26 protein-coding genes and 1 tRNA gene are annotated in these 26,420 nt (G+C 48.3%); 15 read left to right on the top strand and 12 right to left on the bottom strand.

The annotated features are described in order from the left end of the window. The first annotated feature begins 40 nt into the window (after positions 1-40). Together dusB and V4534_03485 are read left to right on the top strand one after the other, a co-directional pair. Positions 41-1,039, top strand: a complete 999-nt coding sequence (dusB, locus tag V4534_03490; GenBank protein ID MES2503922.1) for a tRNA dihydrouridine synthase DusB — start codon at positions 41-43, stop codon at positions 1,037-1,039. Positions 1,040-1,048: 9 nt separating this feature from the next. Next, complete coding sequence (locus tag V4534_03485; GenBank protein ID MES2503921.1) at positions 1,049-1,444, top strand: TraR/DksA C4-type zinc finger protein; 396 nt, start codon at positions 1,049-1,051, stop codon at positions 1,442-1,444. On the opposite strand, the gene V4534_03480 is transcribed toward V4534_03485, so the two are convergent. After that, positions 1,393-2,691 (bottom strand): FAD-binding oxidoreductase, encoded by a 1,299-nt coding sequence (locus V4534_03480; protein ID MES2503920.1) that lies wholly within the window; start codon positions 2,689-2,691, stop codon positions 1,393-1,395. The genes V4534_03485 and V4534_03480 overlap by 52 nt on opposite strands. Before the next feature lie 56 nt (positions 2,692-2,747). Here V4534_03480 and V4534_03475 point away from each other — a divergent pair, with 56 nt between their 5' ends. Continuing rightward, positions 2,748-5,714 carry a phosphatidylserine/phosphatidylglycerophosphate/cardiolipin synthase family protein gene (locus tag V4534_03475; protein MES2503919.1) on the top strand — a complete coding sequence of 989 codons (2,967 nt, stop codon included), beginning with the start codon at positions 2,748-2,750 and terminating at the stop codon, positions 5,712-5,714. A gap of 13 nt (positions 5,715-5,727) precedes the next feature. On the opposite strand, the gene V4534_03470 is transcribed toward V4534_03475, so the two are convergent. The 3 genes from V4534_03470 to ahcY all read right to left on the bottom strand — a co-directional run bounded on the left by V4534_03470 (position 5,728) and on the right by ahcY (position 8,891). Continuing rightward, positions 5,728-6,753, bottom strand: a complete 1,026-nt coding sequence (locus tag V4534_03470; protein MES2503918.1) for a hypothetical protein — start codon at positions 6,751-6,753, stop codon at positions 5,728-5,730. Positions 6,754-6,827: 74 nt separating this feature from the next. Then, complete coding sequence (locus V4534_03465; protein ID MES2503917.1) at positions 6,828-7,535, bottom strand: enoyl-CoA hydratase-related protein; 708 nt, start codon at positions 7,533-7,535, stop codon at positions 6,828-6,830. Positions 7,536-7,580: 45 nt separating this feature from the next. Further along, entirely contained in the window at positions 7,581-8,891 is a 1,311-nt protein-coding gene (ahcY, locus tag V4534_03460; protein ID MES2503916.1) for an adenosylhomocysteinase, read from the bottom strand. Positions 8,892-8,950: 59 nt separating this feature from the next. On the opposite strand from ahcY, the gene V4534_03455 reads away from it, so the two are divergent. Both V4534_03455 and V4534_03450 read left to right on the top strand, forming a co-directional pair. Beyond that, positions 8,951-9,025: transfer RNA gene (locus tag V4534_03455), tRNA-Gln, on the top strand. Next, positions 9,026-9,970 carry a ribose-phosphate pyrophosphokinase gene (locus V4534_03450; protein MES2503915.1) on the top strand — a complete coding sequence of 315 codons (945 nt, stop codon included), beginning with the start codon at positions 9,026-9,028 and terminating at the stop codon, positions 9,968-9,970. It begins immediately after the preceding tRNA gene. A 299-nt stretch (positions 9,971-10,269) separates the two neighbouring features. Here V4534_03450 and V4534_03445 read toward each other — a convergent pair whose 3' ends face one another. After that, a complete protein-coding gene (locus tag V4534_03445; GenBank protein ID MES2503914.1) occupies positions 10,270-11,934 on the bottom strand; it encodes a hypothetical protein in 1,665 nt (554 codons plus the stop codon). Positions 11,935-12,002: 68 nt separating this feature from the next. On the opposite strand from V4534_03445, the gene V4534_03440 reads away from it, so the two are divergent. After that, positions 12,003-12,413, top strand: coding sequence for a single-stranded DNA-binding protein (locus tag V4534_03440; GenBank protein ID MES2503913.1), 411 nt, complete (start codon positions 12,003-12,005; stop codon positions 12,411-12,413). Here V4534_03440 and V4534_03435 read toward each other — a convergent pair. Beyond that, on the bottom strand, positions 12,364-12,921 hold the full coding sequence (locus V4534_03435; protein ID MES2503912.1) for a DedA family protein: 558 nt from the start codon (positions 12,919-12,921) through the stop codon (positions 12,364-12,366). The genes V4534_03440 and V4534_03435 overlap by 50 nt on opposite strands. A 22-nt stretch (positions 12,922-12,943) precedes the next feature. Next, the gene (locus V4534_03430) at positions 12,944-14,407 is read right to left on the bottom strand and encodes a glycerol kinase (GenBank protein MES2503911.1); all 1,464 of its coding nucleotides are present in this window, start codon (positions 14,405-14,407) and stop codon (positions 12,944-12,946) included. Positions 14,408-14,448: 41 nt separating this feature from the next. On the opposite strand from V4534_03430, the gene V4534_03425 reads away from it, so the two are divergent. Continuing rightward, complete coding sequence (locus V4534_03425) at positions 14,449-15,447, top strand: isocitrate/isopropylmalate dehydrogenase family protein (GenBank protein MES2503910.1); 999 nt, start codon at positions 14,449-14,451, stop codon at positions 15,445-15,447. Between the two features lie 34 nt (positions 15,448-15,481). Then, positions 15,482-16,189 carry an FHA domain-containing protein gene (locus tag V4534_03420; GenBank protein ID MES2503909.1) on the top strand — a complete coding sequence of 236 codons (708 nt, stop codon included), beginning with the start codon at positions 15,482-15,484 and terminating at the stop codon, positions 16,187-16,189. A gap of 9 nt (positions 16,190-16,198) precedes the next feature. Here V4534_03420 and V4534_03415 read toward each other — a convergent pair whose 3' ends face one another. Together V4534_03415 and V4534_03410 are read right to left on the bottom strand one after the other, a co-directional pair. Then, positions 16,199-16,435: a hypothetical protein gene (locus V4534_03415; protein MES2503908.1), complete on the bottom strand. Its 237-nt coding sequence runs from the start codon at positions 16,433-16,435 to the stop codon at positions 16,199-16,201. A 13-nt stretch (positions 16,436-16,448) separates the two neighbouring features. Beyond that, positions 16,449-17,753 (bottom strand): aldehyde dehydrogenase family protein, encoded by a 1,305-nt coding sequence (locus tag V4534_03410; GenBank protein MES2503907.1) that lies wholly within the window; start codon positions 17,751-17,753, stop codon positions 16,449-16,451. Positions 17,754-18,103: 350 nt separating this feature from the next. Between V4534_03410 and V4534_03405 the strand changes: the two genes are divergently transcribed. From V4534_03405 to V4534_03390, 4 genes are read left to right on the top strand one after another with little or no spacing between them, the layout of a single operon-like run. Next, positions 18,104-18,673: a 3-oxoacid CoA-transferase subunit B gene (locus V4534_03405; GenBank protein ID MES2503906.1), complete on the top strand. Its 570-nt coding sequence runs from the start codon at positions 18,104-18,106 to the stop codon at positions 18,671-18,673. Further along, positions 18,673-19,410: a triose-phosphate isomerase gene (tpiA, locus tag V4534_03400; GenBank protein ID MES2503905.1), complete on the top strand. Its 738-nt coding sequence runs from the start codon at positions 18,673-18,675 to the stop codon at positions 19,408-19,410. The genes V4534_03405 and tpiA overlap by 1 nt, the downstream gene beginning before the upstream one ends. 11 nt (positions 19,411-19,421) lie before the next feature. Then, complete coding sequence (locus V4534_03395; protein MES2503904.1) at positions 19,422-20,162, top strand: pyridoxine 5'-phosphate synthase; 741 nt, start codon at positions 19,422-19,424, stop codon at positions 20,160-20,162. Next, entirely contained in the window at positions 20,143-20,820 is a 678-nt protein-coding gene (locus V4534_03390; GenBank protein ID MES2503903.1) for a glycerophosphodiester phosphodiesterase family protein, read from the top strand. Before V4534_03395 ends, V4534_03390 begins: the two co-directional genes overlap by 20 nt. On the opposite strand, the gene V4534_03385 is transcribed toward V4534_03390, so the two are convergent. After that, positions 20,774-21,727, bottom strand: coding sequence for an NAD-dependent epimerase/dehydratase family protein (locus V4534_03385; protein ID MES2503902.1), 954 nt, complete (start codon positions 21,725-21,727; stop codon positions 20,774-20,776). The two genes, V4534_03390 and V4534_03385, sit on opposite strands and share 47 nt — an antisense overlap. A gap of 84 nt (positions 21,728-21,811) precedes the next feature. Here V4534_03385 and V4534_03380 point away from each other — a divergent pair, with 84 nt between their 5' ends. Both V4534_03380 and V4534_03375 read left to right on the top strand, forming a co-directional pair. Beyond that, complete coding sequence (locus V4534_03380) at positions 21,812-22,342, top strand: hypothetical protein (GenBank protein MES2503901.1); 531 nt, start codon at positions 21,812-21,814, stop codon at positions 22,340-22,342. Next, positions 22,339-22,908 carry a hypothetical protein gene (locus V4534_03375; GenBank protein ID MES2503900.1) on the top strand — a complete coding sequence of 190 codons (570 nt, stop codon included), beginning with the start codon at positions 22,339-22,341 and terminating at the stop codon, positions 22,906-22,908. The genes V4534_03380 and V4534_03375 overlap by 4 nt, the downstream gene beginning before the upstream one ends. On the opposite strand, the gene yidD is transcribed toward V4534_03375, so the two are convergent. Next, positions 22,905-23,120 carry a membrane protein insertion efficiency factor YidD gene (yidD, locus tag V4534_03370; GenBank protein ID MES2503899.1) on the bottom strand — a complete coding sequence of 72 codons (216 nt, stop codon included), beginning with the start codon at positions 23,118-23,120 and terminating at the stop codon, positions 22,905-22,907. The two genes, V4534_03375 and yidD, sit on opposite strands and share 4 nt — an antisense overlap. A 42-nt stretch (positions 23,121-23,162) precedes the next feature. Between yidD and aspS the strand changes: the two genes are divergently transcribed. Further along, positions 23,163-24,965, top strand: coding sequence for an aspartate--tRNA ligase (aspS, locus tag V4534_03365; protein ID MES2503898.1), 1,803 nt, complete (start codon positions 23,163-23,165; stop codon positions 24,963-24,965). On the opposite strand, the gene V4534_03360 is transcribed toward aspS, so the two are convergent. After that, positions 24,962-26,410, bottom strand: a complete 1,449-nt coding sequence (locus tag V4534_03360) for an FAD-dependent oxidoreductase (protein ID MES2503897.1) — start codon at positions 26,408-26,410, stop codon at positions 24,962-24,964. The two genes, aspS and V4534_03360, sit on opposite strands and share 4 nt — an antisense overlap. Positions 26,411-26,420: the final 10 nt, after the last annotated feature.

Genomic DNA, 26,420 nt, shown 5'->3' with positions numbered 1-26,420 from the left:
CCTCTCTAGACAAAATAGATACAAATTTTTATGTATCAGTATGTTCAGTATTGGCCAACATTTAATTCGGACGCCATATTTTTTGGCGCCCATGGCAGGTGTCAGTGAGATGCCATTTCGGGTCATGGCTTTTGAGTTGGGCGCCGGTCTTGCTACCACTGAATTGATTTCCGCCAAAGGCATCTGCTATCAAAATGAACGTACGCAGCGCTATCTGAGATATAACGCTGAAAAAGAAATTCCTTATTCTGTACAGCTGTTCGGTGGTGAAGAAAAAGCCATGGCCGATGCGGCGGTTTATGCTGCCAAACATGGCGCTCAGATTATTGACATTAATATGGGCTGCCCTGTTAAGAAAGTCACGCAAACGGGCGCGGGCTCTGCGCTGCTTTGCGATAATATCAGAGCGGCTTCACTGGTGAAGACCATGCGCAGCGCTTTAGGACATGAAGTTCCTGTGACGGTAAAGATTCGCACGGGTTGGGACGCTCAAAATATTAATTGCGTTGAAATGGGGCTTGCTTTGGAAGATGCAGGTTGCGCAGCTTTAGCGATTCATGGGCGTACGAGAGCTCAAGGCTATTCGGGTTTGGCAGATTGGAATGTTATTAGGCGAGTTAAAGAGCGCCTTCAAATTCCCGTCATTGGCAATGGTGATATCACCACCCCTGACGAGGCGCGCCAGCGCATGCAGGAAAGTGGGTGTGATGCAGTGATGATTGGTCGCGGCGCTTTGGGCAATCCTTGGATTTTCAGAGAGCTGCTGGGTGGAGCCAAAGCATCGACGTCGGAACGACGTGACTTAATTCTGCGCCATTTTAAGGAGCATCTTGAAGTAAATTCTTTACGCGCATTTAGAACACATCTGGTCTGGTATTCTAAAGGCTTTAAAAATGCAGGTATTTTTCGAGAACAAGTGATGCATTTGGATCATCCTGAAGCGGTGGAAGAAGCGGTTCATCGGTTTTTTGATGAGCAATCGCCTATTAATGACCAGGAAATGACGGATTATATTGATTACCGGCAGGCTTTTGGATAAGTAAGTCGGATGGCTTTATCCAAATCAACTGAAAGAGCTTTAACCGACACACAGCAACGTGAGCTGGTTAATATGCTCGAAGAAATGCGCACTGAATTGCAAGAAAAATTGAAAAAACGCCGTAGTGGTACTGCCTCTGAGCAAACACCCGGTGACGAGGCTGACCTTGCGTCTGAAGATGCAGAAATTTCTCTAGAAGCTCGCCTCATGGACCGCGATGCGAAATTGCTTCGTGAAGTAGAGCGCGCCATCGACAAAGTGGACAATGGCACCTTTGGCCTTTGTGAGGGTACAGACGAGCCTATCGGGTATGCCAGGTTGAAGTTGCGTCCATGGACTCGTTATAGCGTTACTTATAAAGAAGAACTGGAACGTGAAGAAAAACGTTTGGGCAGCGGCGAGTAGTGTCCTGGCGATAGCATATGGTCAGGGTCTATCAGATCCTTAATTTGTGCATAAAGCGCGTTGTCTTGACTTGCCCAGTAGGATTGTAGTCCAAGCCTAAAGGGTGGGTAACCCGCGTGTATGAGTTTCCCTAAAACTTTGTCATGGCAGTTTTGAGCGATGTCATCCATCCCGAAATCTTCTCGGTTATAGATAATGGCGATGACTAACTTAATTCGCTGGCAGTCGTTAGCGATCAAGCTGATTTGCGGCGCGAGGCCTGCAGCTAAGAAGTCATGTTCGATCAGTTCCATGGCCCTTTGGACATCGATTCCCTTAAACGGAAGAGCACACGTGATCCATATGAGGCCGCAATGCTCTCGAGTAGGATCGACCGCCTGTATATTTTCAAAGGCGTTGAGGTCTATTTCTTGCTGGATGATCTGAACTTTAGGCATTTGTTTTCTGACGCAAGCTATTTGAGCGATGGCTATTTCTTGATTAAAAGCGAAAAGCGCCCCGAAGCCCGCCCATGCTGGCAGGTGAACATCTAAAGCTTGCTGACGTGCGGCAATCTTGTGGGAATTCCAAATCGATGCGTAAGAAATTAGTTTTTGTTGATATAGCGTTCTCAGGCAATCGATTTCCAAGGCTAAAGCATTGGTACTGTCCGAGCTAAATTGCGCTTGATGATAAAATTTTGGCTTTTGCTCTAGGCAAAGAGTCATTTGGGTCACGATGCCTAAGTTGGATTGAAAAAATAGACCTCCGAGGCTGGGGCCACATGATTGATCGAGGCGCATGATGCTTCCACTCGGCAAGATAACTTCGCGAACATTGGCGTAGCGAGAGCGCTCGCCATGTGCGCCGAATCCATCGCCTCGCTCTAGAATATTTCCAACCAGACTTGAATCTAAGGAGCTCCCGGTCATCGCGGGCATCAGATTTGAATTTTTCTCCTGCAGAAATTGCAGAAGTTGCCTTTGGGTCACGCCAGGCTGAATGGTAACCAGACCTATAGATTCATCAAAATCTACGATTTGATTTAGAGCGCTTAAATCGAGTAAGGTGCAGCCGTCCTGCCAGGGAACTTTGGTCCCGTTCCCCCAATTCTTGCCGCTGCTGAGCGGGTAGAGAGGTGTGCGATTTTGAAAGGCGCTTTTGACTATCTGCTGCGTTTCATGGATAGAACTTGGTTTTAGAATATCGATCGATTTGTTGGTGGTTTTAAAAGTGGCTTGATTCGCAGCGTGAAGCTCAGCGCTCATGCAGCCAATCTAACACGGGTTCCGCCAAAAAGTAGACACTATCGCAATAAAGTCCCATGAAGATTCAATCCGCCAGTCAATCGGTATTTTGTCCGCCCGAGCAATCTATGGAGGAGCCGGTATCAGAGCAGGTGGATTTCGGAGCCTTGGCGGATTTATTTGACGGGCGCTTTGGCGTCAAGCAACTCGATCTCAATAGTATTCAAAATGGCATTTTACACATCAGCATCCCGCTTCGAGAAGGCAAACATGAGATGCCCAGCCAATTTAAAAGCGCTAAAGTCAGGGTGCAGCCAAATACCTCTGCTTGGTTAACGATGGTGTTAACGCGGGATGAGAATCACAAATCCAAAATTGCAAAGCTTTCGGTGCAGATATCTCCTCCTTTGAAAATTTGTAATCCGGCGTCAGCGTTTCAAAAACCTGTTTGGAGTAGTGGCCTTAAAGATTTCTTCGCGGATGTCATCATATCTGGCGTTGAAATCGGGCCTATGGGCGAGGTGTTGTTTCAGGGGAAAATCAAAAAAGGCTTCAGTTGCGCGCATATCCAAACTGAGTTTAAACCCGAAATGTTTCCTAAATTAGAGTTGGTGCTGGAAACGCTGGCAAATAAGCCAGCAGATTTGACCAATATGAATCTCAGCGCCATGCTCGACAAGGTATCTGCGCTTTTTGGAGAAGCAAAGTGCTCACTTCAATTGCATACGGATGCACCCATTTTGACGATTCCGAGTGAGTCTATTCAAATCCATTCAGCTCATCCCCAAGCGGACCTGAACGTTCACGTCAATGCTTCTCTTGCGCCGTCTGGGCTGGTGTACGTCAGAGAAAGTCCCGAGTTTCAAAGCTCTCTTCAGCTGGCATCTTCACGGGCTATTTTTAACGGCAATGTTGTGATTGCCGGTTTACCAGCTGGAGAGCCCGCTGTTAGCGGCTTTGTCGCAGGCGATTTGGCGTTGCAGCCAACTGGCTTTTTGGTGAACGTGCAGGAAAATGCTCAAGTCCCGATGGTGATAGGCGGCGCAGGTAGCCACGTCCAAGCCTCGGCCCGGCTCAATTCTAATCACCTTTCGAATGTTCAAACTGATTATCTCGTTGACGCCCATGTTGCTGAAATAGATCCGATAGAGATTAGGGCGCTAAGAGCCAAATTTGAGCGCGCATTTTTTCGCGTGCAAGGCAAAAATACCAAAGCAAATGCGAAATTAACGGTGTCGCATCCGCATTTTGTTTGGCGCGGACTTCACAGTCAAATGCACGGCGATTTGGACGTCGAAGTCAACGCCGATAGTCTGAAACGTGGCCGCATTACCTATCGTATTAATCCAGAGCGATTAATTCCTTTTGAGCGCGAACTAAACTATGAGCTCTTTTCTGGCTACCGACTTGCCTTACGACCAAAAACGACCGGGGTGAGCAGCTTTTTAGATCCGCTGAATCGCTTTGTCTGGGCAAAAGAAGAAATTGCCGATCCTTCTAAGCCTGCAGCGGGCCCTCTTGGCAGTGCGACTTGGCGAGCGTGTATGGAACGGGCTGGCGAATCTGCAATCCAGTTAGACAATGGCGTCTCTTTACTTCGAGACGGCAAGGCTTCCTTTCCCAAGCGCTTGGAGCTAATTGATGGCGCTCAAAAATCGATTTTCTTGCAAAGTTTAATTTTTAAAGACGATGAAACAGGCATGGCCACTGCCAGGGCTCTGGTCGATGCACATAAGCGAGGTGTCGATGTTTATGTGATTGTCGACAGTTTGGGAAATCTAGAATCGATCGACGACGTGATTCGGGATAATCGGGTTTATAAGATGTTGCAGGAAAACGGCGTTCACTTGCAGACCTATAGCAATCTCGCCATGCGGGGCTTTGCGTCCATCGTTTCCGTGGTAACCCGTCATTTAACGCTTCAATCACTTGGCGGCCTTAACGATCTGTCAGACCCAAGAGAAACCTTAGCCACTTGCGCTCATTTAGCCAAAGCTGCCTTGGGAAATGTTGATATCGGTTTACCGCCTGAAGACCGAAAACAGCTTCATCAAGGGCTAACGATGATGTTTGGCGATAATGAGAGCGCGGCAAATACCGTTGAACGCTTAGCTCATATTGACCTTGCGCATCCGGTGAACATCTCCGAGTTGCTGGCCATCTTCAAACAGCTGCTTAATTTAAATCACCGCTGGCATGAAAAATATTTAGTGGTAGATGGCCACAGCGCCATTTTAGGAGGCATGAACATTGCGGACGAATACCTCCAAGGCGGTCTGAATAAAGAGATAAAAGCTGCCGGCAATGTGCGCCCTGCTTGGCGCGACACAGATGTGTTGATTGAAGGTTCAGGCGCCGGTCAAGCAGCAGGTTATTTTGCTCGAAACTGGAAGACGCTTACTTTTGAAGAGCTGGATTTGCCATCACTGTCGCTAGTCAAGCTACAGCAAGGAAATCAAAATATGGACGTTCAAGTCATTCAAAGCCGACCTGAACATGGCATTGCGCATCCAATCACCAACTCGAAAATAGAAACGTTAAAGGCGCTAAAAGCCGGTGATAAAGCCTACGAAGCGTCTGCTTACTTCCTGCCTCTCGGAGGCCTGCAAGCCTACGGTGAGGCTTTAAAACAAGCGGCCTTGCGTGGCGTTGACGTGCGCATCGTAACCAACAGTATGGAAAGCACCGACTTGCCTCAAATCAACGCCGCCGCAACCTTATGCTGCTATCGAGATCTCATGGCAGCGGGCGTGAGAATCTTCGAGCGCACCGGCAAACGCACCATGCATCAAAAAACAGCATCTTATGGCGGGAAAGTGGCGATGGTAGGCTCGTTCAATCTAGATAACCGCTCCGCAAGCCTAAACTCAGAAAGCTTGGTGGTGGTTCATAACGATTCTTTTGCGACCGATATCGAAAAGATGATTTTAGAAGACATGGCATCCGACGTTGCCGTCGAACTTAAGAAATCAGACATCGAATCATCCGATATCTTCCAGGAGTTCAAAAGCAGCGCCTGGGCGATGTTAGGAGATCTCATGTAAGATGTGTCCACACCTATCGTTGCGCTGCCCCATCGCCATCATCATAGGGCCTGTTTCGAGGCATTGCTGCATAAGGATTATGCCAATATGGTCCGCTTCGAGGTGCCCAGCTTCGGTTTGATTGGTTGGATACAGAAATGGGAGTTTCAATCACTGGATTTTGTACGGCATCGGGTTTGTCGTCATCCGCCGCCGCACCTCCAAAGTTATCAGGCCCTACGGGACCTGGAAAATGAGGGGGGCCACTGGGGGACATGACTTCCAATAATCGCAAAGGTGAGTGTATCAGCTCTATCCCTAAATTATCTTCGCTGGAGTTTTCAAGAACGAAAGTTTTCTTGAGCATATTAATCTTAATTCGACCGTTTAACGCCAATACTTTTTCAACATCGGATCGAGCGAAAGCTACGATTAGGCTTCCTCTGCAAATCCTGAAATGTATTGTTTCAATACCTAACGCAAAAAAAACACCATTTAGCTTCTGCAAAATTAATTCATTTCCAATGTCAATATTAGCTGGCAAATTGGTCATGCGTACCTCAGTCATCTTGTCGATTTCCTCCTCGGTGACGGGCGCCCAAGACCTCCTACTAACTGCTTTGACAGCAAACGGGATTTCCTTTGCAGGCAGTTGCACGCGCTGGGGATTCTCGACTCTAGGCTTAGCTATTTGAATGGCTACCGACTTTCGGGTGTTGCCTTGCCTTTCTGCACATATCTCGTAAGTCATTTTTTTAAAATTAACTCTAATTCGACGATCGAGGGCAATTGCAGCTTCTACGCTCTGCCGACCGACACAAATGTATATAATATTACCAACCGGTCTATAAGAAATTGGCTCAAGCCCAAGCGCAACGAAAAGACCTGTTGCCACTCCGACCTGATCTTCTTCAGCTAAAAGTAAATTCGATACGTGCAACTCCGTATTTTGAGACAGGTCAGGGTTTAAGTTGTAACTAATGCTTTTGCTGGTAAAAGAATGTTCCTCTGCGAACAGTGAAAAATTTAATAAAATTTGAAAACAAAAAAATCGGATCATTGCGCAATGGTAAATATGCCGCAAATTATTGCAATAGGGTTTATTGGTTCAAAATAATCATTAATCAGATACGGTTAAAAAATTGGTTTTCTCTTATCAATAAACGCGTTTAAACCTTCCAGTCTGTCTGGTGAGCTGAGAAGCGCTTCATAGTGCTCTGATTCGCTCCGTGTTTTTAAGGCAAGTTTAGCTTGCTTTAAGCTTAGGCTGGAGCAGGCGGCTATCTGATCAGCCAGGCGGAGAGGGGACGCGTCGATTTGATTGACGAGGTCGATTTTTAGACATTCTTCTGCGCTTATTTTTGCAGCTGAAAAGATAAGCTCCGCTGCTTTGGCTGGGCCAACGATTTGAGGCATACGAATGCAGCCGCCAGCACCTGGCATAATGCCCCATGAGCACTCGGTCAGGCCTACTTGGGCGTGCGGGGCCATGACGCGTATATCGCAGGCGAGGGCGAGTTCGAGCCCGCCACCGAAAGCGACGCCGTTGATAAAAGCGATGGTGGGTACGTCAAAGTTGGCCACGGCGTCGAAAACTAGGTTGATTTTCTTTAGAAACGCTCGTGTTTCATCCACGCTCATGCTTGCACGTTCTTTCAGGTCTGCGCCAGCGCTGAAGGCTTTTTCACCTGAGCCGGTGACAATTAAAACGCGAAGGTCTTGCTGCTTCGCAGTTTCTAAATCCTGCGCCAGCGCATCCAGCAGCGCGTGGTTAAAAGCATTAAGCGCCTTGGGCCTATGAAGCGTAATCTGACCAATATGCCTAGCAAGAAGTTCAAACATAGTGTTTTCCTCCCTCTCCATTTTATGGAGAGGGCCGGGGTGAGGTTAATACCGATAGTTCTCTGGCTTAAATGGCCCATCCACAGGCAGGCCAAGATAAGCTGATTGCTTGCTATTAAGCTTGGTTAACTTGACGCCTAGACGGTCCAGGTGCAAAGCGGCCACTTCTTCGTCCATCTTCTTAGGCAAAACATAAACTTCGCCGGATTTGAACCGCTGATCCTCGTTTTTCCAAAGAGCGATTTGCGCCAGAACTTGATTTGTAAACGAAGTCGACATGACAAAACTTGGGTGGCCATTAGCGCAGCCTAAATTCACGAGGCGGCCTTTGGCGAGCAATGTTAGTCGCTTACCGTCTGGGAAAATATATTGGTCGACCTGAGGCTTAACGTTTTCGATTTTAACTTCCGGGTTATTTTCTAGCCATGCAACGTCGATTTCGCTGTCGAAATGGCCGATATTGCACAAGACGGCCTGGCTTTTCATGAGTTTCATATGTTCGCTGCGGATGACATCGCAGCAGCCGGTTGCCGTGACAAATAAATCGCCTTGAGAGGCAGCTTCTTCGAGCGTGACAACTTCGTAGCCTTCCATGGCCGCTTGCAGGGCGCAGATGGGGTCGATTTCGGTGATCAGCACGCGGGAGCCCATGCCTCTAGCAGATTGAGCACAGCCTTTGCCAACATCGCCATAACCGCAAACAACAACAACCTTGCCCGCCATCATGAGGCCAGTGGCGCGCTTGATGCCGTCAAGTAAAGACTCGCGGCAGCCATAAAGATTGTCGAACTTGGATTTGGTGACGGAATCATTCACGTTCATCGCTGGGCACATGAGGGTCTTTTTTTGACCCATTTCGTAAAGGCGCCTTACGCCAGTAGTGGTTTCTTCAGATAGTCCACGGATGGCGTCTGAGCCTGAAAAATATTGTGGGTATCGGGTGTGAACGATGTGCGTGAGATCGCCGCCATCATCCAAAATCATGTTGGGTGCCTTACCGTCTGTGAACGCTTTTAACTGCTCTTCAATGCACCATTCGTATTCTTCTTCGCTCTCGCCTTTCCAAGCGAATACGGGCACACCGGTCGCCGCAATTGCAGCCGCAGCATGATCTTGCGTGGAGTAGATGTTGCATGAAGTCCAGGTTACTTCGGCGCCTAGCGATGTCAGAGTTTCGATTAATACGGCTGTTTGAATGGTCATATGCAGACAACCAGCGATTCGGGCGCCTTGCAAAGGTTTGCTTTGGCTGTATTGTTTTCGCAACGCCATCAGTCCTGGCATCTCAGATTCGGCAATGGTAATTTCTTTTCTGCCCCAATCTTTCAGCGATAAATCAGCAACTTTATGGTTCATGTGGCGAAACTCCTCTTGACAGGTACGGGTTAATTGGTAATTCGAGGCTAAGACTTTTTTGGGGCGTAGACAAGCGGTAAGTCATCGGCTTTTGATGCCGACATGCGAAGGTTCGAATCCTTCCGCCCCAACCAATGCAAGACCCCATCCGAATTTTTGCCGGTAACTCAAACCCGCAGCTATCCCAGCGCGTGGCTGAGTACCTGAAGCAGCCATTAGGGGCTAGAAAAATCACTCGTTTTGCAGATGGGGAAATCTTTCTCACCATCGAAGAAAGTGTTCGTGGGCATCACGCTTATATCTTGCAGTCGGTAGCACCACCAGCCAACGAAAACTTGATGGAAATGCTGATTATGATCGACGCCCTCAAGCGCGCTTCAGCAACTGAAATCACCGTGGTCGTTCCCTATTATGGTTACGCACGGCAAGATCGCAAAGCGGGCCCTAGAGAGCCTATAACGGCTAAACTGGTTGCTGATCTTTTGGAAGCTGCCGGTGCAACCAGATTGATTTCACTCGATTTACACGCCGCACAGATTCAAGGCTTTTTTGACGTGCCGGTAGATAATCTCTATGCGACGCCGATTTTCTTGGAAGATATTGAATCCAAATTTGATCCGGAAGAAATCGTGCTGGTTTCTCCCGATGCCGGCGGCGTAGAACGTGCACGTTCATATGCAAAGAGACTGCATACGAATTTAGCCATTATCGATAAGCGCAGACCTAGAGCTAATGTGGCCGAAGTCATGAATATTATCGGCGATGTTAGCGGCAAAACGGCCATCATCATTGATGACATGATTGATACCGGCGGGACTCTAACGAAAGCGGCAGAAGCTTTAATAGCTGCTGGTTGTACAGGGGTTTGGGCATATGCCACGCACGCTATTTTTTCGAATCCTGCCATTGAGTTGATCGAGAAATCGGCTCTGACTGAAGTCGTGGTCACTGACAGCATCACTTTGCATGCAGATGCTCAAAAATGCTCCAAAATCCGAGTGCTGTCTTGTGCATCTTTGGTGGGTGAAGCGATTAGGCGTGTCCATACCGGCACAAGCATCTCCAGCCTGTTTCTTTAAGTTGCCAGAATAAAAAGATGACGGTTTTTCCCAAAGTAGCCTATTTTTTGGGGCGGCTCTTCAAATCCTTTCACGCCTATCTTCCAGTCGCATTGAAAGCGCCTGCACACCGCAGGTCTCACTTCATAAATGCTGCAGCCATTGCTGGTCAAATACTTGCATTTAACGCCGGCTGCTTTGGTTATATCTTCACCGTTGTCAAAACGCGTGGATAGTCCTGGAACGGAGTCTATTCGCAGAGAAACGCAGCAGGCGGAACACGAAGCACAATTTTTAGTTGCCACGCCTTGGAGCGTAAATCAGAAGGCTTGTCCAAGTCCGAAAGAGACCAAAGTATTTTTCATCCCTGCGAATGGTCCTGCAACAGGCACCGCGGCGTCAATGCGTAAAAGTACTCGATTCCATGGAACCACCAAAATTCGCAGCCCCAGCCCCACATCATGGCTAGGGTTAAACCCGGTTTGGTCACTGAAGGCGGCACCAAAGTCATAAAATGCGTCTAGCCCAAGCCTTAAAATCCAGGCGGGCAATGAAACCGTGCGAAACTCAAGATTTGTTCGAAGCAACTGAGTACCTTGATAGTAGCGAAAGGGCACGCCGCGAAGTCCAGTGGATACACCGAGGGTTGACTGCAAATTATTTTGGTTGTTCCAAATATTTGAATAGAGGCCACTCAGGACAAACCGCCCTACGCCAGCGATGGTTGGCAGCACGGCCGTTAAGCTAGTAGAAGCCTGGTTATTAAGAAGGCCATCTTGAATGCGTGTTTGCCCGCTGCCAATCAGGCTCACAATACTGTCTTTGCCTAAAGCGAAAGTCTGCCCAAGCGCGAGTCCGGGCCTATAAAACGAAAAGTCGCTACCTAGAAATCTTAAACCCACATGATTCACGAAGTTGATGCTGGCACCAAGTTGCTGCCATTCGGTCATCGCAAAAGTATTATAGTTATACAAAGCGATAAACTTATTTTGAAAATAGTTATACCCAAAAATTAGATAGCTTTGCAGCTCGTTCCTGGGGAGCACGCGCTTGATAAAATCTTCTGTCACTGGCTCCAAAGCTTCGTATTTTCCCAGGTTGAGCCCAAAGCCTGCACTGAGGTTGTTTTTGTAGGTGGTTCCAAAAGAGCGAGTTAAAGTCAGATTCGGCACGATTTGAAATTGGTGATATTGCCGTGCCTGACCTTCATAAAGTCTCAGCTTGTCGCCTTGAAAGTCATAAATAGGTTGGTAACTATAGTTAATAGCCGCTGAATAGCCCCAACGAACGGTTTCGATCATAAGAGGGTATGTCAAAAGCATCGAGCCATTGACGCCTTCATAGTGTCCACTGTGCCTATCGAGAACGACGCCTTGCTGAAGGGTCAATTGATTCTTGCTCGAAAACAAACTGGGATCAAAATAATAGGCCGACAGATTGAGCAACGCCTGATCTAAGGCTGCATTAATACCAACGGTCTTATTTAGCCCAAATAAGTTGGTTTGAGCCAGCCCTAAGGAAAACTGTGTTAAATTACTGCCGGAACCAGATAGGTTATAGGTTAGCTGCCAGTTAAAAATATCTTTGCTCACAATTAGCAAATCGACATCGCTTTCAGAAATCGCATTGGCTTTTTGCACGGGGAAAATCAGAACAAAAGTTCTGACCGCTGGGTTTAATAAAATACGCTCGTTTTCGATTATGATTTGTTCTCGGTATTTTTCGCCCGAATAGGCCCACAGCTGATTTTTGAGGGCAATGTCGCGCGTTCGAAATTGGGTGTGGTCTAGCCAAGCCAAAAGCTTATCGGTTGGATCAAAGGGCCCCTGGGTGTAGAAATAAAAGTTCCGGATTGTTTTTCTACTTGGGTTTTTATCTATAATAAGATTGTTATTTTCTAAGCCAATATTAACAATCGATTTCTCGAAATCAGACAATTTTTCATGATTGGCTCCCCAGCATGCAAATGCCGTTAAAAAACTCAACAAAAGATATTTACAAGCCAGAGCATTCATCCTAAAGCTATATCCCTTGAGGTGATAAAATGGCTGGCATGAGCAAAATGACGATTATTGGTAATATGGGCGCGGATCCTGAAGTTCGCTATTCTCAAAGTGGCACAGCTATGTGCAACTTGCGCGTTGCGGTAACTGAACGCCGCAAAGAAGGCGAAACATACGTTGACCATACCGAATGGTTTACTTTGATCTGTTTTGGAAAAACAGCTGAAAATGCTCAGCGCTTTTTGAAAAAAGGCCGCCAAGTTTATGCTGAAGGTCGTTTCCAAGCCCGTAAATGGATGGACAAAGACAACCAAAGCCGCACCAGTCTAGAAGTGGTTTGCGATAAATTGGTGTTTTTGGGTACGGCTAGAGAAGAAGGCGGCGCGCCAGCAGGATCTTTCGGAGCACCTGCTACTTTTGAACCCGGGGACGGTTATATGAACGAGGACGTCCCATTTTAAAGAATAGCCATCCGATAAACAAAATACCCAGCAAGATGAGCACCGTTTTGCTGTAGGTTCCCATCAGCTTCAGTATCTTTTCAATGCTGTCGCTAAAAATAAAACCTAAAGCAATCAGCAGCGAGTTCCATAAGAGCGCTGAAACAGTTCCCCAAATTAAGATGGGTCTGATTGGCATTTTAATGAGGCCTGCCGTAATCATAAACGCGCCTCTGAGGCCTGGAATGAACCGGTTAACGATCAAAAGCCAGATGCCAAAACGCTCATAGCCACGTTTAACTCTGTCTAGATAATCGACGTTAATTAATCGGCGAAGGCCAAGGCCATGATAGCCAATGGCCCAACCCACCACGCAACCAGTCACTGAGCCCAAAGTCAGTACCGCAAACGTTAGGGGCAACGGCAGGGCCCCTTGCGCCGCAAAAAAACCGCCAGCAACGAGCAGTGTATCGCCAGGAAAAGGGGGCAAAATGTATTCAATCCAAGCTGCAAAGAATAAAAGCAGCATGGAAACCCAAAGCGGGGAGGTCTCAACTAATTGCACCAAGTCCATTTAAAGCATGTTGCCACTTTTGTTGCAGCTTGTCGCGCTCTTCTTGGGACATAAGTGGCCTAAAGACGGTGCATTGTTCGGATAATTTATATACCGCGCTGGTGTCCGTAAAAATCCCAGTGGCAAGACCTGCAAGAACCAGCGCTCCAAGCGCTGTCGTATCCAGGCAAGGCGATCTTAAACAAGGGATTTGCGATAGATCAGCCTGGAGTTGGACCAGCAGATCGTTCGCAGCCGCCCCACCATCAATTTTTAGCGAAGAAAGCGCCCCAGTATCGGCTTTCATGGCTGACAGCATATCTTGATTCACCAGCGAAATGCCTTCGAGCACCGCCCTGGCAAAATGGGATCGATTGGTGTCACGCGTGATGCCCATGAAAGCGCCACGGATATCTGGCTTCCAATAAGGTGCGCCCAATCCAGAGAGGGCAGGAACGAAAACCAACTCTGCGCTATGTGTGCTTTGTTTGGCCAAAGCTTCAAGCTCGCTAGCGTCCGAAATAAACCCGAGTCCTTCTTTGAGCCATTGAATCGCAGCGCCAGCAATAAAAGCAGAGGCTTCCAAACAATAGGTGGTCTGTGTGGGTGTTTTCAGCGCAACGGAGCTTAGTAGCCCGCGGGTTGAAAACACCGGCGTATCGCCCGTATTCAGAAGAATAAAGCACCCCGTGCCATAGGTTGCTTTCGCTTCGCCTTTTTTAAAGCATGCCTGACCGAATAAAGCGGCCTGTTGATCGCCTATTAAACTGGCAATTGGGATGCCATCAGGCAAGAAATCTAAGCCCTTGGTGTGGCCGTAAACTTCGCAACTGCTGCGAATCTCCGGAAGACAGCTCGCAGGAACTTCCAATAGGTCTAAAAGCTCAGGATCCCAAGCAGTAGTATGTAAATCCATTAAAAGCGTTCGGGAAGCATTCGTAGCATCCGTCGCGTGAACTGCGCCTGCCGTGAAGCGATAGAGCAGCCAAGTATCGACCGTTCCAAAAAGGGCTTTTTTAAGCTGCGGGTAGTTTCTAAACGCCCAGGTGAGTTTGGTGCCCGAAAAATAAGGATCAAGCAGCAAGCCGGTTCTTTGGCGGAATTTTTCTTCTAAACCTTGCTCTTTAAGTTCTTTACAAATCGCCGTGCTGCGGCGGCATTGCCAGACAATCAGATTGTGAAGCAGGTGGCCTTTGGTATCGAACAGCGCTGTGGTTTCTCTTTGATTAGTAATACCGATGGCGCTAATCTGATTGGGCTTAAGATTGCTTTTTTCCAGGCATTCAAGAACCGATTGACGAACTGAATGCCAAACATCCTCACCTTTGTGTTCAACCCAGCCTGGTTTGGGGAAAATTTGTGGAAATGGAATATTGCTTTTAGCAACGATCTTTAAATTCTCGTCGGCAATAAGTGCCGTCGTTCCAGTTGTTCCTTGGTCGATGCTTAAAACAAATTGCATGGGGCTTTTGTTGTGGCATAAGCATGTGTGAGGTTCAAGTCATGTCGTATTCAGTCACGTTAATCCCTGGCGATGGAATCGGTGAAGAAATTACACATGCGATGAAACAAGTCGTTTCAGCCGCTGGCGTAAAGATTGACTGGGACCTCCAGCCGGCTGGCCTGACAGCAATCCAAAGTCTGGGAAGCGCGCTGCCGCAGCAAACTTTGGACTCCATTCGTAAAAATCAAGTTGCATTGAAAGGCCCTACCACCACACCCGTGGGAACAGGTCATAAAAGCGCTAACGTTTTGTTGCGCCAAGCTTTGGAGCTATACGCTTCGGTTAGACCGATTAAGAGTATTCCGGGTCTTAAAACGCGATACGACAACGTGGACTTGGTAATTGTTCGCGAAAATACAGAAGGGTTGTATTCTGGCCAGGAAGTACAGGTGACACCGGGCACCATTATCTCGCTCAAAGTGGTTACGGAAAAAGCGACCTTACGCATTGCGAATTTTGCTCTCGATTTTTGTGTACAGCAGGGCCGCAAAAAGCTGACAATCGGTCATAAAGCCAACATCATGAAGCTCGGCGATGGCTACTTCTTAAAGACCGCCTACGCCCAGAGCGAAAAATACCCGCAGGTTCAAACCGATGATTGTATCGTTGATGCCTTGTGCATGAAACTGGTCATGGACCCTACCAGGCTCGATGTTATGCTGCTGGAGAATCTCTACGGCGATATTTTGTCCGATTTGTGCGCTGGTCTGGTTGGCGGCTTGGGCCTAGTCCCTGGTGCGAATTTGGGCGAAAATATCGCTGTTTTTGAAGCGGTGCATGGTTCGGCGCCCGATATTGCTGGCAAAAATTTAGCGAATCCGACTGCGTTGATTCAAAGCGCTGTCATGATGCTGAGGCATTTAAGCGAGCATAACGCTGCTTTACGCATTGAGACTGCTTTGCACGGCACGCTTGAAAATCCCGCCACTCGCACACCCGACTTAGGGGGCAGTTTGGGCACCAAACAATTTACCGAGCAGGTAATCGCCGCACTTTAGGAATGATTTGCCGAGGCTTTCTGTTGGAACCCATGTGTTCGAGCACACCGAAACCCACGCCCTCTACAAAAGACCATCGCTGACCATCGGCGGTGAGCGTCATGAGCTGTCCTTAGGCCTTTTTCGTGTAGGTCGGGACCCTCAAAATAATTTGGTTCTAGAGGATTCGGCACTCAGCCGGCATCATTTTGCCATCGATGTGCAGGCACATCAAGCTCAGCTGATTGATCTGGGTTCAGCCAATGGCACCCTGGTCAATAAAAAGAGAGTTCGCAGTGCTTGGCTGAAAGACGGCGATTTGATTAAGATTGGCGATCAAGTGTTGGTCTTCGAAGCACCGGGTTTTATTTTAAGTCATGCGATTTTTGATGACGTTGAACAGACGCATTTGAAAAAGGTATCTAAAGCCACCCAGCTTTCGTGGGTTGCTCTACTGGCTTTGTTGGTTTCGACGGCCAGCTTGTTTATGCAGCTGGTGAACCGCGAGCGCCAAATCGAGCAAGACGCCTTTTTGCATCATCTGCAAGCTTCTTTTGTGAAACCTGTGGCGCCAACTGAACCGAAAGTGGCGCTAGAAACAGAAACGGCTGCCCAGAAATGGCAAAAAGCCGTTAACGATTTTAAATCAGGTGATGAAGATCAGGCGTGTAGCAATATCAAAGGTCTCATCCCTGAGCTGGATCCATCAGATTTACTGCGAACCAAAGCCCAGTCGTTCTACGAACGCAAATGCGTACTATAGCCACGGAGGTTAGTGCTGCGGCACTGGCGTTGGTGGTGCTGGAATAGGCGTTGGATCTGGCTGAGGCGCTGGAGCCGGTGTAGGGATCGGATACGGCGGCTGGGGAACTGGAATAGGAGTCGGCGCGGGAATTGGTGGGGGTGTCGGCGGTATCGTGGAAGATTTTTTGGCTGGCTTTTCGCCAGCAGCAAATGCCGTAACGCCCAGACTTACGATGACGCTCAAAGCTAGATATTTTGCTTTCATCGAATTATCATAGCTACTTTTGAAACCAGTTTGCAATTTTGAGAGCTAGTTTTCCATACGGCGGATATCGAAAAGGGATATCAAATCCAGCTGCGCGCCGATGATACGCTCTTGGATAAGAGAAACGCCTAAAGCCCCATTCGCCATGATAGGAACCATATCCACTTTCACCGACGCCACCAAAGGGCAAGGTTGACATGCCGACATATGAGAGTGTTTCATTGATGCACACGGCGCCGGATGCGGTGGCTTTGCTGAGTTTGTGTTGTTCGCTTTTGGATTTACCGAAGTAATAGATAGCGAGCGGCTTGGGCTTTTTATTAATTAGCGTGATTACATCATCGAGCGTTTTAAAAGTGATGATAGGCAGGATAGGGCCGAAGATTTCTTCTTCCATTACCGGGTGTTGCAAATTCACTTGTTCCAATAGGGTTGGAGCGAAGTATCGATCTGTTGCGCTGTGTTCACCCCCGAAGGTGATTTTCCCACCGGATAAAAGTCCTGCTAATCGTTCCACGTGCTTATCGTTAATAATGCGGCCGTAGTCTGGGTTTGCACTTATATTCTGCCCAAAAAACTGGGTTGTCATGTCTTTGATAAGTTGTACCAACTTAGGCGCGATTGATTCGTGAACCAACAAATAATCAGGTGCAACGCAGGTTTGACCGGAGTTGATAAATTTACCCCAGGCGATTCGTTTTGCAGCCATGGTGAGATCGGCGTTTTGGTCGACAATGCAGGGGCACTTGCCACCCAGCTCGAGCGTCACGGGTATGAGGCTTTTGCTCGCTTGCTCGGCCACCATTTTGCCGACTCTGCCGCTGCCGGTAAACATGATATGATCCCAGGGTTGTTTTAGAAGCTTTTGAGTGACTTCCGGGCCGCCTTCAAACACTTCGACTTGAACAAAGTTTGGTAGTTTGTCGTTGAGGAGGTGGCTGATTTGTGGTGCATATTCGGATGGCTTTAGAGTGACCGAGTTGCCGGCAGCAACAGCGTTAATCCAAGGCGTTAGAGCCAATTGCAGTGGATAGTTCCAAGGCGAGATCACCAACACTTTGCCTAAAGGCTCATATTGCACCCAGCTGGAAGCAGGCCAGTGTGTAATGGGTGTGCTCACGGGGATGGGTCTACTCCATTGATCAAGATTTTTAAGGCAATGGCTTAGTTCCGATTGGAGCGGGCCGATTTCAATGGCGTAGGCTTCGAAAGGCGGCTTACCAAGATCGCTCGCCAAAGCGGCTGCGATATCTTCGCGATGTTCTTTCAAAAAGCGCTGCAAACCTTTTAACTGTTGTTTTCTTTTGCTTAATTTCAAAATTTTCTCCGAAACTTCTCGTATCTCTTGCCGACACTCATTGTAGCAGGGAGAATGCACAATGGCGCGTACAACGATGTCCTTTATGATGCTGATGATTTCAGGAAGCCTTTTCGCGGCGGTAGGAGCGCCTTGCCGCTCTCAGGCAGGGTGTGCTAAGAGCGAGCAATGCATTTTGGAGTTTAACCAAGGGTATTGTGCCAGTTTTGGCTGTTCCGAAAAGAATGCCTGCGCACCGGATGCGAAATGTATGAGCGTGGAAGGTGAGAATTTTAACGTGTGCTTAAAGCAGTGCATTAAGAACAGTGATTGCAGGTCGGGCTATAGCTGCCACAGTGGAGGCGTCTGTCTTGCCTTGGACGCGTGAGCAAATGGCCGAACGGGCCGCCCGGGAAATTAAAGATGGACAGGTGGTAAATCTGGGCATCGGTATGCCCACCTTGGTCGCCAACTATTTAAAAGACAGACCGGTGATGCTTCATTCTGAAAACGGTCTGTTGGGCATGGGGCCGTTTCCTAAAGCTGGCAGCGAAGATCCGCAGGTGATTAACGCTGGTAAGCAAACGGTCACGATTTTGCCTGGTGGAAGTGTCTTCGATTCAGCTCTAAGTTTCGCCATGATCCGCGGCGGGCACATAGATGTGGCCATTTTAGGCGCCATGCAGGTTGCGCGAAATGGTGATCTCGCCAATTGGTCGGTCCCCGGTGAAAAAATCACCGGCATGGGCGGCGCCATGGATTTGGTCTCGGGTGCCAAGCGAGTCATTGTTATGATGAATCATTGCGATAAAAACGGCCAAGAAAAGATGGTTGAGGAATGTACTCTGCCATTGACAGGTCTCGCGTGCGTTGATCTGATTATTACCGAACGCGGTGTTTTTAATCGCAATTTCGACGTAATTGAAGCTGCGGGAGTTTGATGAGTTTGACGCCACTGATTGTCGGTAACTGGAAGCTGAATCTATCTTTAGTGCAAGCTTTGCAGCAAATCGAAATTTTGATTCGCGAAATGCCAGTTGCGGGCGCTGAGATTGCCATCGCGCCGGTTGTCACGCAACTTTCAGCTGCGTGCTTAAAAGTTCAAGGCGCGTCTTTGAAAATTGCCGCTCAAAACGTGTTTTATGCTGCGAAGGGCGCCTATACGGGCGAGTGGGCGGTGGCGCATTTACAAGAATTGGGTGTTTCGATGGCTATTATCGGTCATTCGGAAAGGCGGCAATATTTCGCTGAGGATTCAAAAAGCGTCGCTCTGAAAGCCAAAGCTTGTATCGATGGTAATTTGACACCGATTGTTTGTATTGGTGAGACGCTGGCGCAAAGGCGCGCGAACGAGACACAAAATGTCTTGTTGGAGCAGCTTGAGCCAGTGTTGGAACAAATTCCTGAAAACAGGCGAAACCAGATAGTGGTAGCTTACGAGCCTGTTTGGGCCATTGGCACTGGGCAGCATGCCGAGCCTGAGCAAGTGGCAAGGGTCCATGAGTTTCTGAGAGCTCAAGTCGGGCCAAGCACCCGTCTTATCTATGGCGGCTCCGTGAAAGCTGACAATGCGGCTGAACTTGCGGCTGTTAAAGACGTGAACGGCTTTTTAGTAGGCGGCGCTTCTTTGGATGCCAATTCTTTCCTGGCCATTGCGAAGGTATTTTCTAGCTTATAGCAATAAGCGATATGACCAGACTAAGCGTCAATATTAATAAAATCGCGACTTTGAGAAATGCCCGCGGGGGTGATTTGCCTAACGTGGTTCAGGCAGCTGTCGATATTCAGCGTTTTGGCGCGGAGGGTATTACCGTGCACCCAAGGCCCGATGAAAGGCATATCCGTTTGCAAGATACCTATGATGTGGCTCAGGCCATTTCAGTGGAATTTAATATCGAAGGGTATCCCTCGGCTGACTATTTGGACTTGGTTCGTAATATCAGGCCGGCTCAGGCGACTTTAGTGCCTGATCCGCCTGATGTTTTAACTTCGAATGCGGGTTGGGATGTCATATCGAACGCCGGTTTGCTTAAGCAGGTGATCGAAAAGCTAAAAACGAGTGGCGCGCGTGTATCCCTGTTTTTGGATCCTTTTGAATACCAGGAATCTAGTTTGGCCGAAGTGGTGGCCACAGGGGCTGATCGCATTGAGCTTTACACCGAGCGTTATGCTAAGTGTTTTGACTTACCTGTGCGAGATGAGGTGCTGGGCGTTTACGCCAAAGTCGCGCATCAGGCTGTCAGGGCTGGTCTTAGCGTGAATGCTGGTCATGATTTGAACCTGAAAAACTTAAAATATTTTGTGGAGCAAATCGGATGTATTTCAGAGGTGTCTATTGGGCATGCATTGATTTGTGACGCTTTATATTTTGGACTTGAGAAGACAGTGAAATATTATGTAGACTGTTTAGATGGAACTGGTGGCGCATAGGGGAGCCAACTGGCATTTTCCCGGAAATACCCTTCCGGCATTTCGTAGAGCAATCGAAGATGGTGCGACCGTCTTAGAGATGGATGTCCGCAAGACTCGGGATAATGTTATCGTTTTGTGTCACGATCCGCACTGGAAAGGCAGAAAAATAGCCAAAACGAGGTTTGAAGTTTTCGGCAACGAATTGCCGCGCCTGGAAGAAGTGCTGGAAGCTTTTCCCTCAACGCCACTGATAGTTGACATTAAATCGAATGATATAAAGGCCGTTTATTTGATTGTTGATATGATCCGGGATTACGGTGCGATTGGCCGTGTTTGTTTGAGCAGCTTTCATTGGGATGTGCATCGCTGGATTCATGATTTAAAATATGAAGGTGAGCATGGCTTGAGCCGAATCGAGTTGGCGCTTTTATTCGTATTGCCCTCAGCCGCTATTCAACTTTTGGGCTGGCGCAGAAGGCGTGCGCAGCCGCCGCTTCGATATGGCGTGTTTAACTTTGCGGCTAGTTGGTTTGTGAAAAAGTGCCACGCGCTGGGCATTTCTGTCGATTATTGGGTGGTGAATCAACTCGATATTGGGCGAATGCTGAAGGACATTGGTGCAGATCGAGTTATGACGGACGATCCTGCAACTTTAGCGTCATTAGGCTCTCCATAAGATTGTACTCAGGCAGATAGCCCAGCTCGCGTTCAGCCCTGCGGCCATCGACCATGCAGGTGTATTTCAGATGGTCCAGCTCGCCTGGAGGGTAAGGCGAAAATCGGTACCGAAAGCCAAATTTTAAAAATGTTCTGAGCGCGATTTCAGGCATGGGTATATTGATTTTGTCGAGGGCCGAAATCATGCGTGAAAGGGGCGCCGCGCCATCGCCAATAATGTTAAAGATTCCGCGCGTGCTACTTTGCAGAGCCAGAGTAAAAACCCGAGCGACATCGCTGGCATGCACCAACTGTATCATGGGGTCATAGCCAAGCAATGTTGGTACGGCCTTCAGGCGATAATATTGGCTTGGCGCGTTGTTCAGCTCTGCGCCAATGATGTGAACTGGCCGCAGGATCACTGTCTCAATTTGCGGCATTTTCCAAAAGAATGATTGAATCATCATGTCCAACGCTATGAGATCGCGTATTTCAGGGCTTCTGTCCGCGCCATGCAAAGCGGCGTCTTCCTGAAGAAAGCCGGCAGATCTGGCCGATGGCCCATATAGATTGGCACTTGAAAGAAAAATAAATTTTCTTACCCCCAAATCTTCTGCCAGTTTCAGTAGCTGCGAAGTGGTTTCCAAATTAAAATGATAGGCATCCGATCCTTCGCGATGCTTAGATGGATTTCGAATCACGCCAATATGGACAATTGCTTTCGGCACCTTTTTCTTAAGTGCAGCGAAGGCAGATTTGCGTCTAAGGTCCAGATGCATCAGCTCAACGTCAGGCGGCTTATTGGGAAACGGCCTTTTATCGACCCCGATGACATCAAAATTAGGTGCGAGTTCTCGGGCAATTAGCTGGCCCATAGCGCCCGAGATGCCGGTGACCAAAATGCGCTCTTTGGAGACGTGACTCATGTGCGGCGAGCCTTAGATTTTTTAAGAACAAAAAACAAGCGGAATGAATGAAATGCCTGTTGATGTTGGCAGATTGGAGACGGTATGAAAATACAGCATCATTTTCTGACGGTGGTACTTGTCGCGTTGTTGGCCTTGCCTGCGGGCGCAGCAATGGATGAAGCGAAAAGGCTAGTTGCCACTAAGGTAATTTCGCTCACCACGTCACTTATCAGCGTGGCTTTTGGCATTCGAGTGGCTACAGAGAAATTGGCAACGCAACCCACTTGCTCCTTAAATTTGGTCCCAGCCTGTTGCAGTGTGACTTATGGGGCCAATCGAACTCAGTTGGCTGAAAATTGCGTCTTGGGCAACACGCCTTTTGAAAAATGCGAGGGAGATTTGCCGGTTTTAATGTGCATCAATCCCATTCGAGCGACCTGCGACGAACCTGCCATTCGATCGAATATGATCGATGCCGAAGTGTCTACTTTGCTGCCTGCTGGTGACACGCTCGCTTTAGGTTTATCTTTGTTCACGAGTGTTTCGGCACTGTTGCATTTTTTCTTTTTAAACTGCGTTGATTCAAAAGCGCTGCCACAAGCACCAGCGCCAGGGGAGCCGGTAACAGCATGAGAGTCTATATAACTGTTTTGATTTTATGTTTGACGGTCAATCAAGCTAATGCCAGTTGCCTGGGCGCGTCAGATACGAACTCTATTTTTGCGGGCGCAGTGACAAAGCTTGCTGCAACGGTCATTTTATGGGCCTTTTGGGAAGGCCTTCAAGCGCGGGCTTTGACAACCTACCAATGTAGTGCCGAAGAAGTGCCATATTGCTGCGCTTATGCACCTGCAACGAATGGAACTGTGAACTATTTAGATAGGACACGCTGCGTTCCTACCCATCAAAGACAGGCGCCTTGTGGGGATGGCAGTCATATGTTTTGCCGCAAGACCGACGGCGATTTTACGGATTCGGTTTATACTGAGACAACTGGCCGTATGGTGATTTTGGGGATTATGACAGGTATTTCGATGCTTATCAGTGGCGCTGTGGTGACGAACTTTCAAAATACCTTGGGTCTAAACAAGATTATTGGTATTCAAAAAGCCATGGCGGGCAATCCTGCATTTGCGTCTGTGGCGTCTGACGATGTTGCGAACACCATTCGAAATGCTGCCAATGGCGTAGGCCCTTAAGGAACGGGATCGAAGCCGCCTTCACACCAAGGGTGGCAGCGAAGCAATCGTTTGGTAATTAGGGTTAAAGCTAGTCGTGGGGAGTGCTTGTCGATAGCAGTCTTGGCGTATTCGGAACACGTCGGATAAAAGCGGCAGCGTTTGCCGAGCAACGGGCTTAGCAGGCGCTGATAGAGTTCAATCAGTAAAATGGCGGGTCTCATAACGCTCATAGGAGCTGGTTATAACGCGCATTTTGTGATTAGATAGGCTTTATGTCTCAATTTCTGAATCGTCACCAAAGAACGCATACTTGTAATGACCTTGGCGCTGAGCATATTGCCAAAGAAGTCGTCTTGATGGGATGGGTGCAGTCCTCCCGCGATCACGGCGGCAGAAGGTTCATCGATTTGCGGGATCGGTACGGTTTGACTCAGATTGTGTTTAAGCCTGAAACTAGCGCCGCGCTTCATGAAAAGGCACACGAACTTCGTAGCGAGTGGTGTATTGGCATTCGCGGCTTAGTGGAAGATCGCACCCAAAACGGTGGCGCACCCAATCCTCGCCTGAAAACAGGCCAGATTGAAGTTGATGTGCAAGAACTCGAAATTTTCAGCCAGTCTGAAACACCGCCATTTTTGATCGAAAACCAGATTGAAACAGGCGAAGAAAAGCGTTTAGCGCATCGGGTGCTCGATTTGAGACGCCCTAGCTTACAGGCGAATTTCAAACTGCGGCATCAAGTCATGCAGGCGACCAGACGATTTTTTGATGAAAATAGCTTTCTGGAACTGGAAACACCGCTGCTTGTTAAATATACGCCGGGTGGTGCACGAAATTTCTTGGTTCCATCGAGACATCAGCCTAAGTCTTTCTTTGCGCTCGCTGAAAGTCCTCAGCTGTTTAAACAGATGTTCATGATGGCCGGTATGGATCGTTATTTTCAAATCGTGAAATGCTTCAGAGATGAAGACATGCGCGGCGACAGGCAGCCAGAGTTTACCCAAATCGATGTGGAGATGAGCTTTGTCAATGAGCTGGCCGTTCAAACCATGGCGGAAGGGCTATTTCAATCGATTTTCAAAAGTGCTCTGGGCGTTGAACTTAAGGGTCCTTTTCAAAGAATGACCTACGACGAGGCGATGGCGCGCTTTGGCAGCGATAAGCCGGACATCCGGTACGGGCTCGAGCAGACTGACTTGACCAGTATGTTGGCCGAATTTAATGGTGGCGGTGTGCCTTTGTTTGAGCAGACTTTGGGCGCCAAAGGCATGATTAAGGCCATGCGCATTCCTAAAGAAAATGAGTTGTCTCGCACAGAAGTCGATAAGCTTGAAGATTTGGTCAAGCAGTTAGGCGGTTTTGGCCTTGGACGCGCTAAGGTGGCAGAGCAGGGCAAAGCATGGACAGGCTCGCCGTTTGCGAAAGTGATTACGCCAGAAGCGTTAGTCGCAATTAATCAGGCTTGCGGCGCTGAAGATGGCGATTTGATTTTGTTCCAGATGGGCAAGCCAAAGCTCGTACATACAGTCTTGTCGGGTCTTCGAACGCATTTGGCACAGAAATTTAACTTAGTGCCTAATAATTCTTGGGGCGTTTTGTGGGTCACCGATTTTCCATTGTTTGAGTATGATGACGAATCCAAAACTTACGTGGCGGCGCACCATCCTTTTACTTCACCTCAAGAAGGCGATTTGGAGCGCTTGAAAACGGACCCTGCCAAATGCAAAGCCAGGGCGTACGATTTAGTGATTAACGGCAATGAAATTGGTGGCGGTTCGATTAGAAACCATGAGCCTGCTATGCAAGCCCAAGTTTTTGATGCGCTCGGTATTTCACCGGACGATCAAAAGGCGAAGTTTGGATTTCTTTTGGAAGCGTTGCAGTATGGCCCGCCGCCTCATGGAGGCATTGCTTTTGGGCTAGATAGGCTTTGCATGATTTTGGCGGGTGCTCAGAGCATTCGCGAAGTGATTGCGTTTCCTAAAAGCCAGCGGGGTACCGACCTGCTAACAGGAGCGCCAACGCCAATCGATGACAAACAGTTGCGTGAATTAAGCTTAGCCATCAGAGGTTAAGGCATCGGAATTTGAAAACCAAAGCGAGCATTCAGCGTGCCGATGGATGATTTATAAGCAGCATCACTCCACCCGGAACGGTTGATAAAATAGGAGTCACCCACCAAGGAGACGTCTTCGCCTTGTAAGGGATTCAATGCCCAGATAGCGACGTCTTTGTTGCTAAACTTGGTTCCGATTTTTAAATAATACCAGGCCGCAGGCCAGATTTTGACGACAGTGTTTAATGGCGCCGGGATGTCAGCCTTCGGGAAAAGGTATTTAAGGCCTTTCATGACTTCAGCCTCAACCGCCTTAATGCCGAGATTTCTGTAGGTCTGCTCCCAAAAAGCGACGCAGCGCATGTCGTCATCGTAAACACTGCGGGTGACGTTTTGCTGAGCTGCGTAGGGATTGATGGGCATTTCAATAAAATGAAGGCAGTGGTCAGTGGTCCAAGCGCGGTGAATATCTTTGCCAGGGTAGCCAGCGTTCTTCCACCAGGCGTTTGGCCATTTTTGTGAGACAGTGGCGACTTTGACACCGATGATATCTTGGAATTGGGGTTTGGATTTAATGCGCTCCGCGATATCTCCACGCAGATATCTAAACGAATTCGCGTCTAAGGCTAGCACCAACTTTTGGGCTAAAAATTGGTGATGCGGGGTGGTGATTTCATAGCTTCCATTGACCTTCGAAATGGTTAGTGCGGGCTCTCTCAAGAAAATCTGTGCGCCGTTGCTTCTTGAGACAGTGGCCATCCCTCTAATAAATGCTGACATGCCGCCAACCGGATAGTAGGGCTTGCAGCAAGTTTGCATTTCTTCATCCATGTAGTCCAAATAGGACCGGGTATCGATGGGATAGTCGAATTCTGCCCTGAAGCGATAGACCTCTGGCAAAAAATGATATGCCTGTGGCCCTAGCGCGGCCGTGACATAGGAGCGCAAATCCGGGTAAAGCGAGGCTTGGTGCCGCAGAGGGCCATTTAGAAGGCGGTCATAAAAGGCATCTTCGGTCCCATGACCGGTGTTGTTGATATAAGATTTTGTGAGTGCTGGGAAAGCCAGCTGATTAATTTCATCGGATGAAAAGGAAAAGAAGCCGCGCGTGCTGATTAAATCATCTCGGTAAGGCGCCAGCTGTAATTCAATACCGAGGGCTGCCGCCAGTGAGCGTACATAAGACTGAGTTTCCATAACTCGCAAGGCACCCAAACCGTACAGCAAATCTGGCCGTTTAGGGTCCAAAGCTGCATCAAGCAGACGGCCTCCTAGATGGTCTTCCTTCTCGATTAAACACACGTTGCTATCTGGATTTGATTTAGGCAGCCGCGATAGTTGATAGGCAGTATGAAGGCCGCCCGGCCCGCCGCCCACAACAACGACATGACATTCGAGCGGTATGTTTACAGCAAAGCTTGTAACGGAAAATAGATAAAACAAGCGAACTAGGTATCTCAGCATGAATATACTC

The organism is Myxococcota bacterium (assembly GCA_040387835.1).
Lineage (GTDB): Bacteria > Myxococcota > UBA727 > UBA727 > JABDBI01 > JAZKCZ01.
The sequence above is the reverse complement of the archived record's forward strand: the minus strand, read 5'-3'. Positions and strand labels throughout refer to the sequence as shown.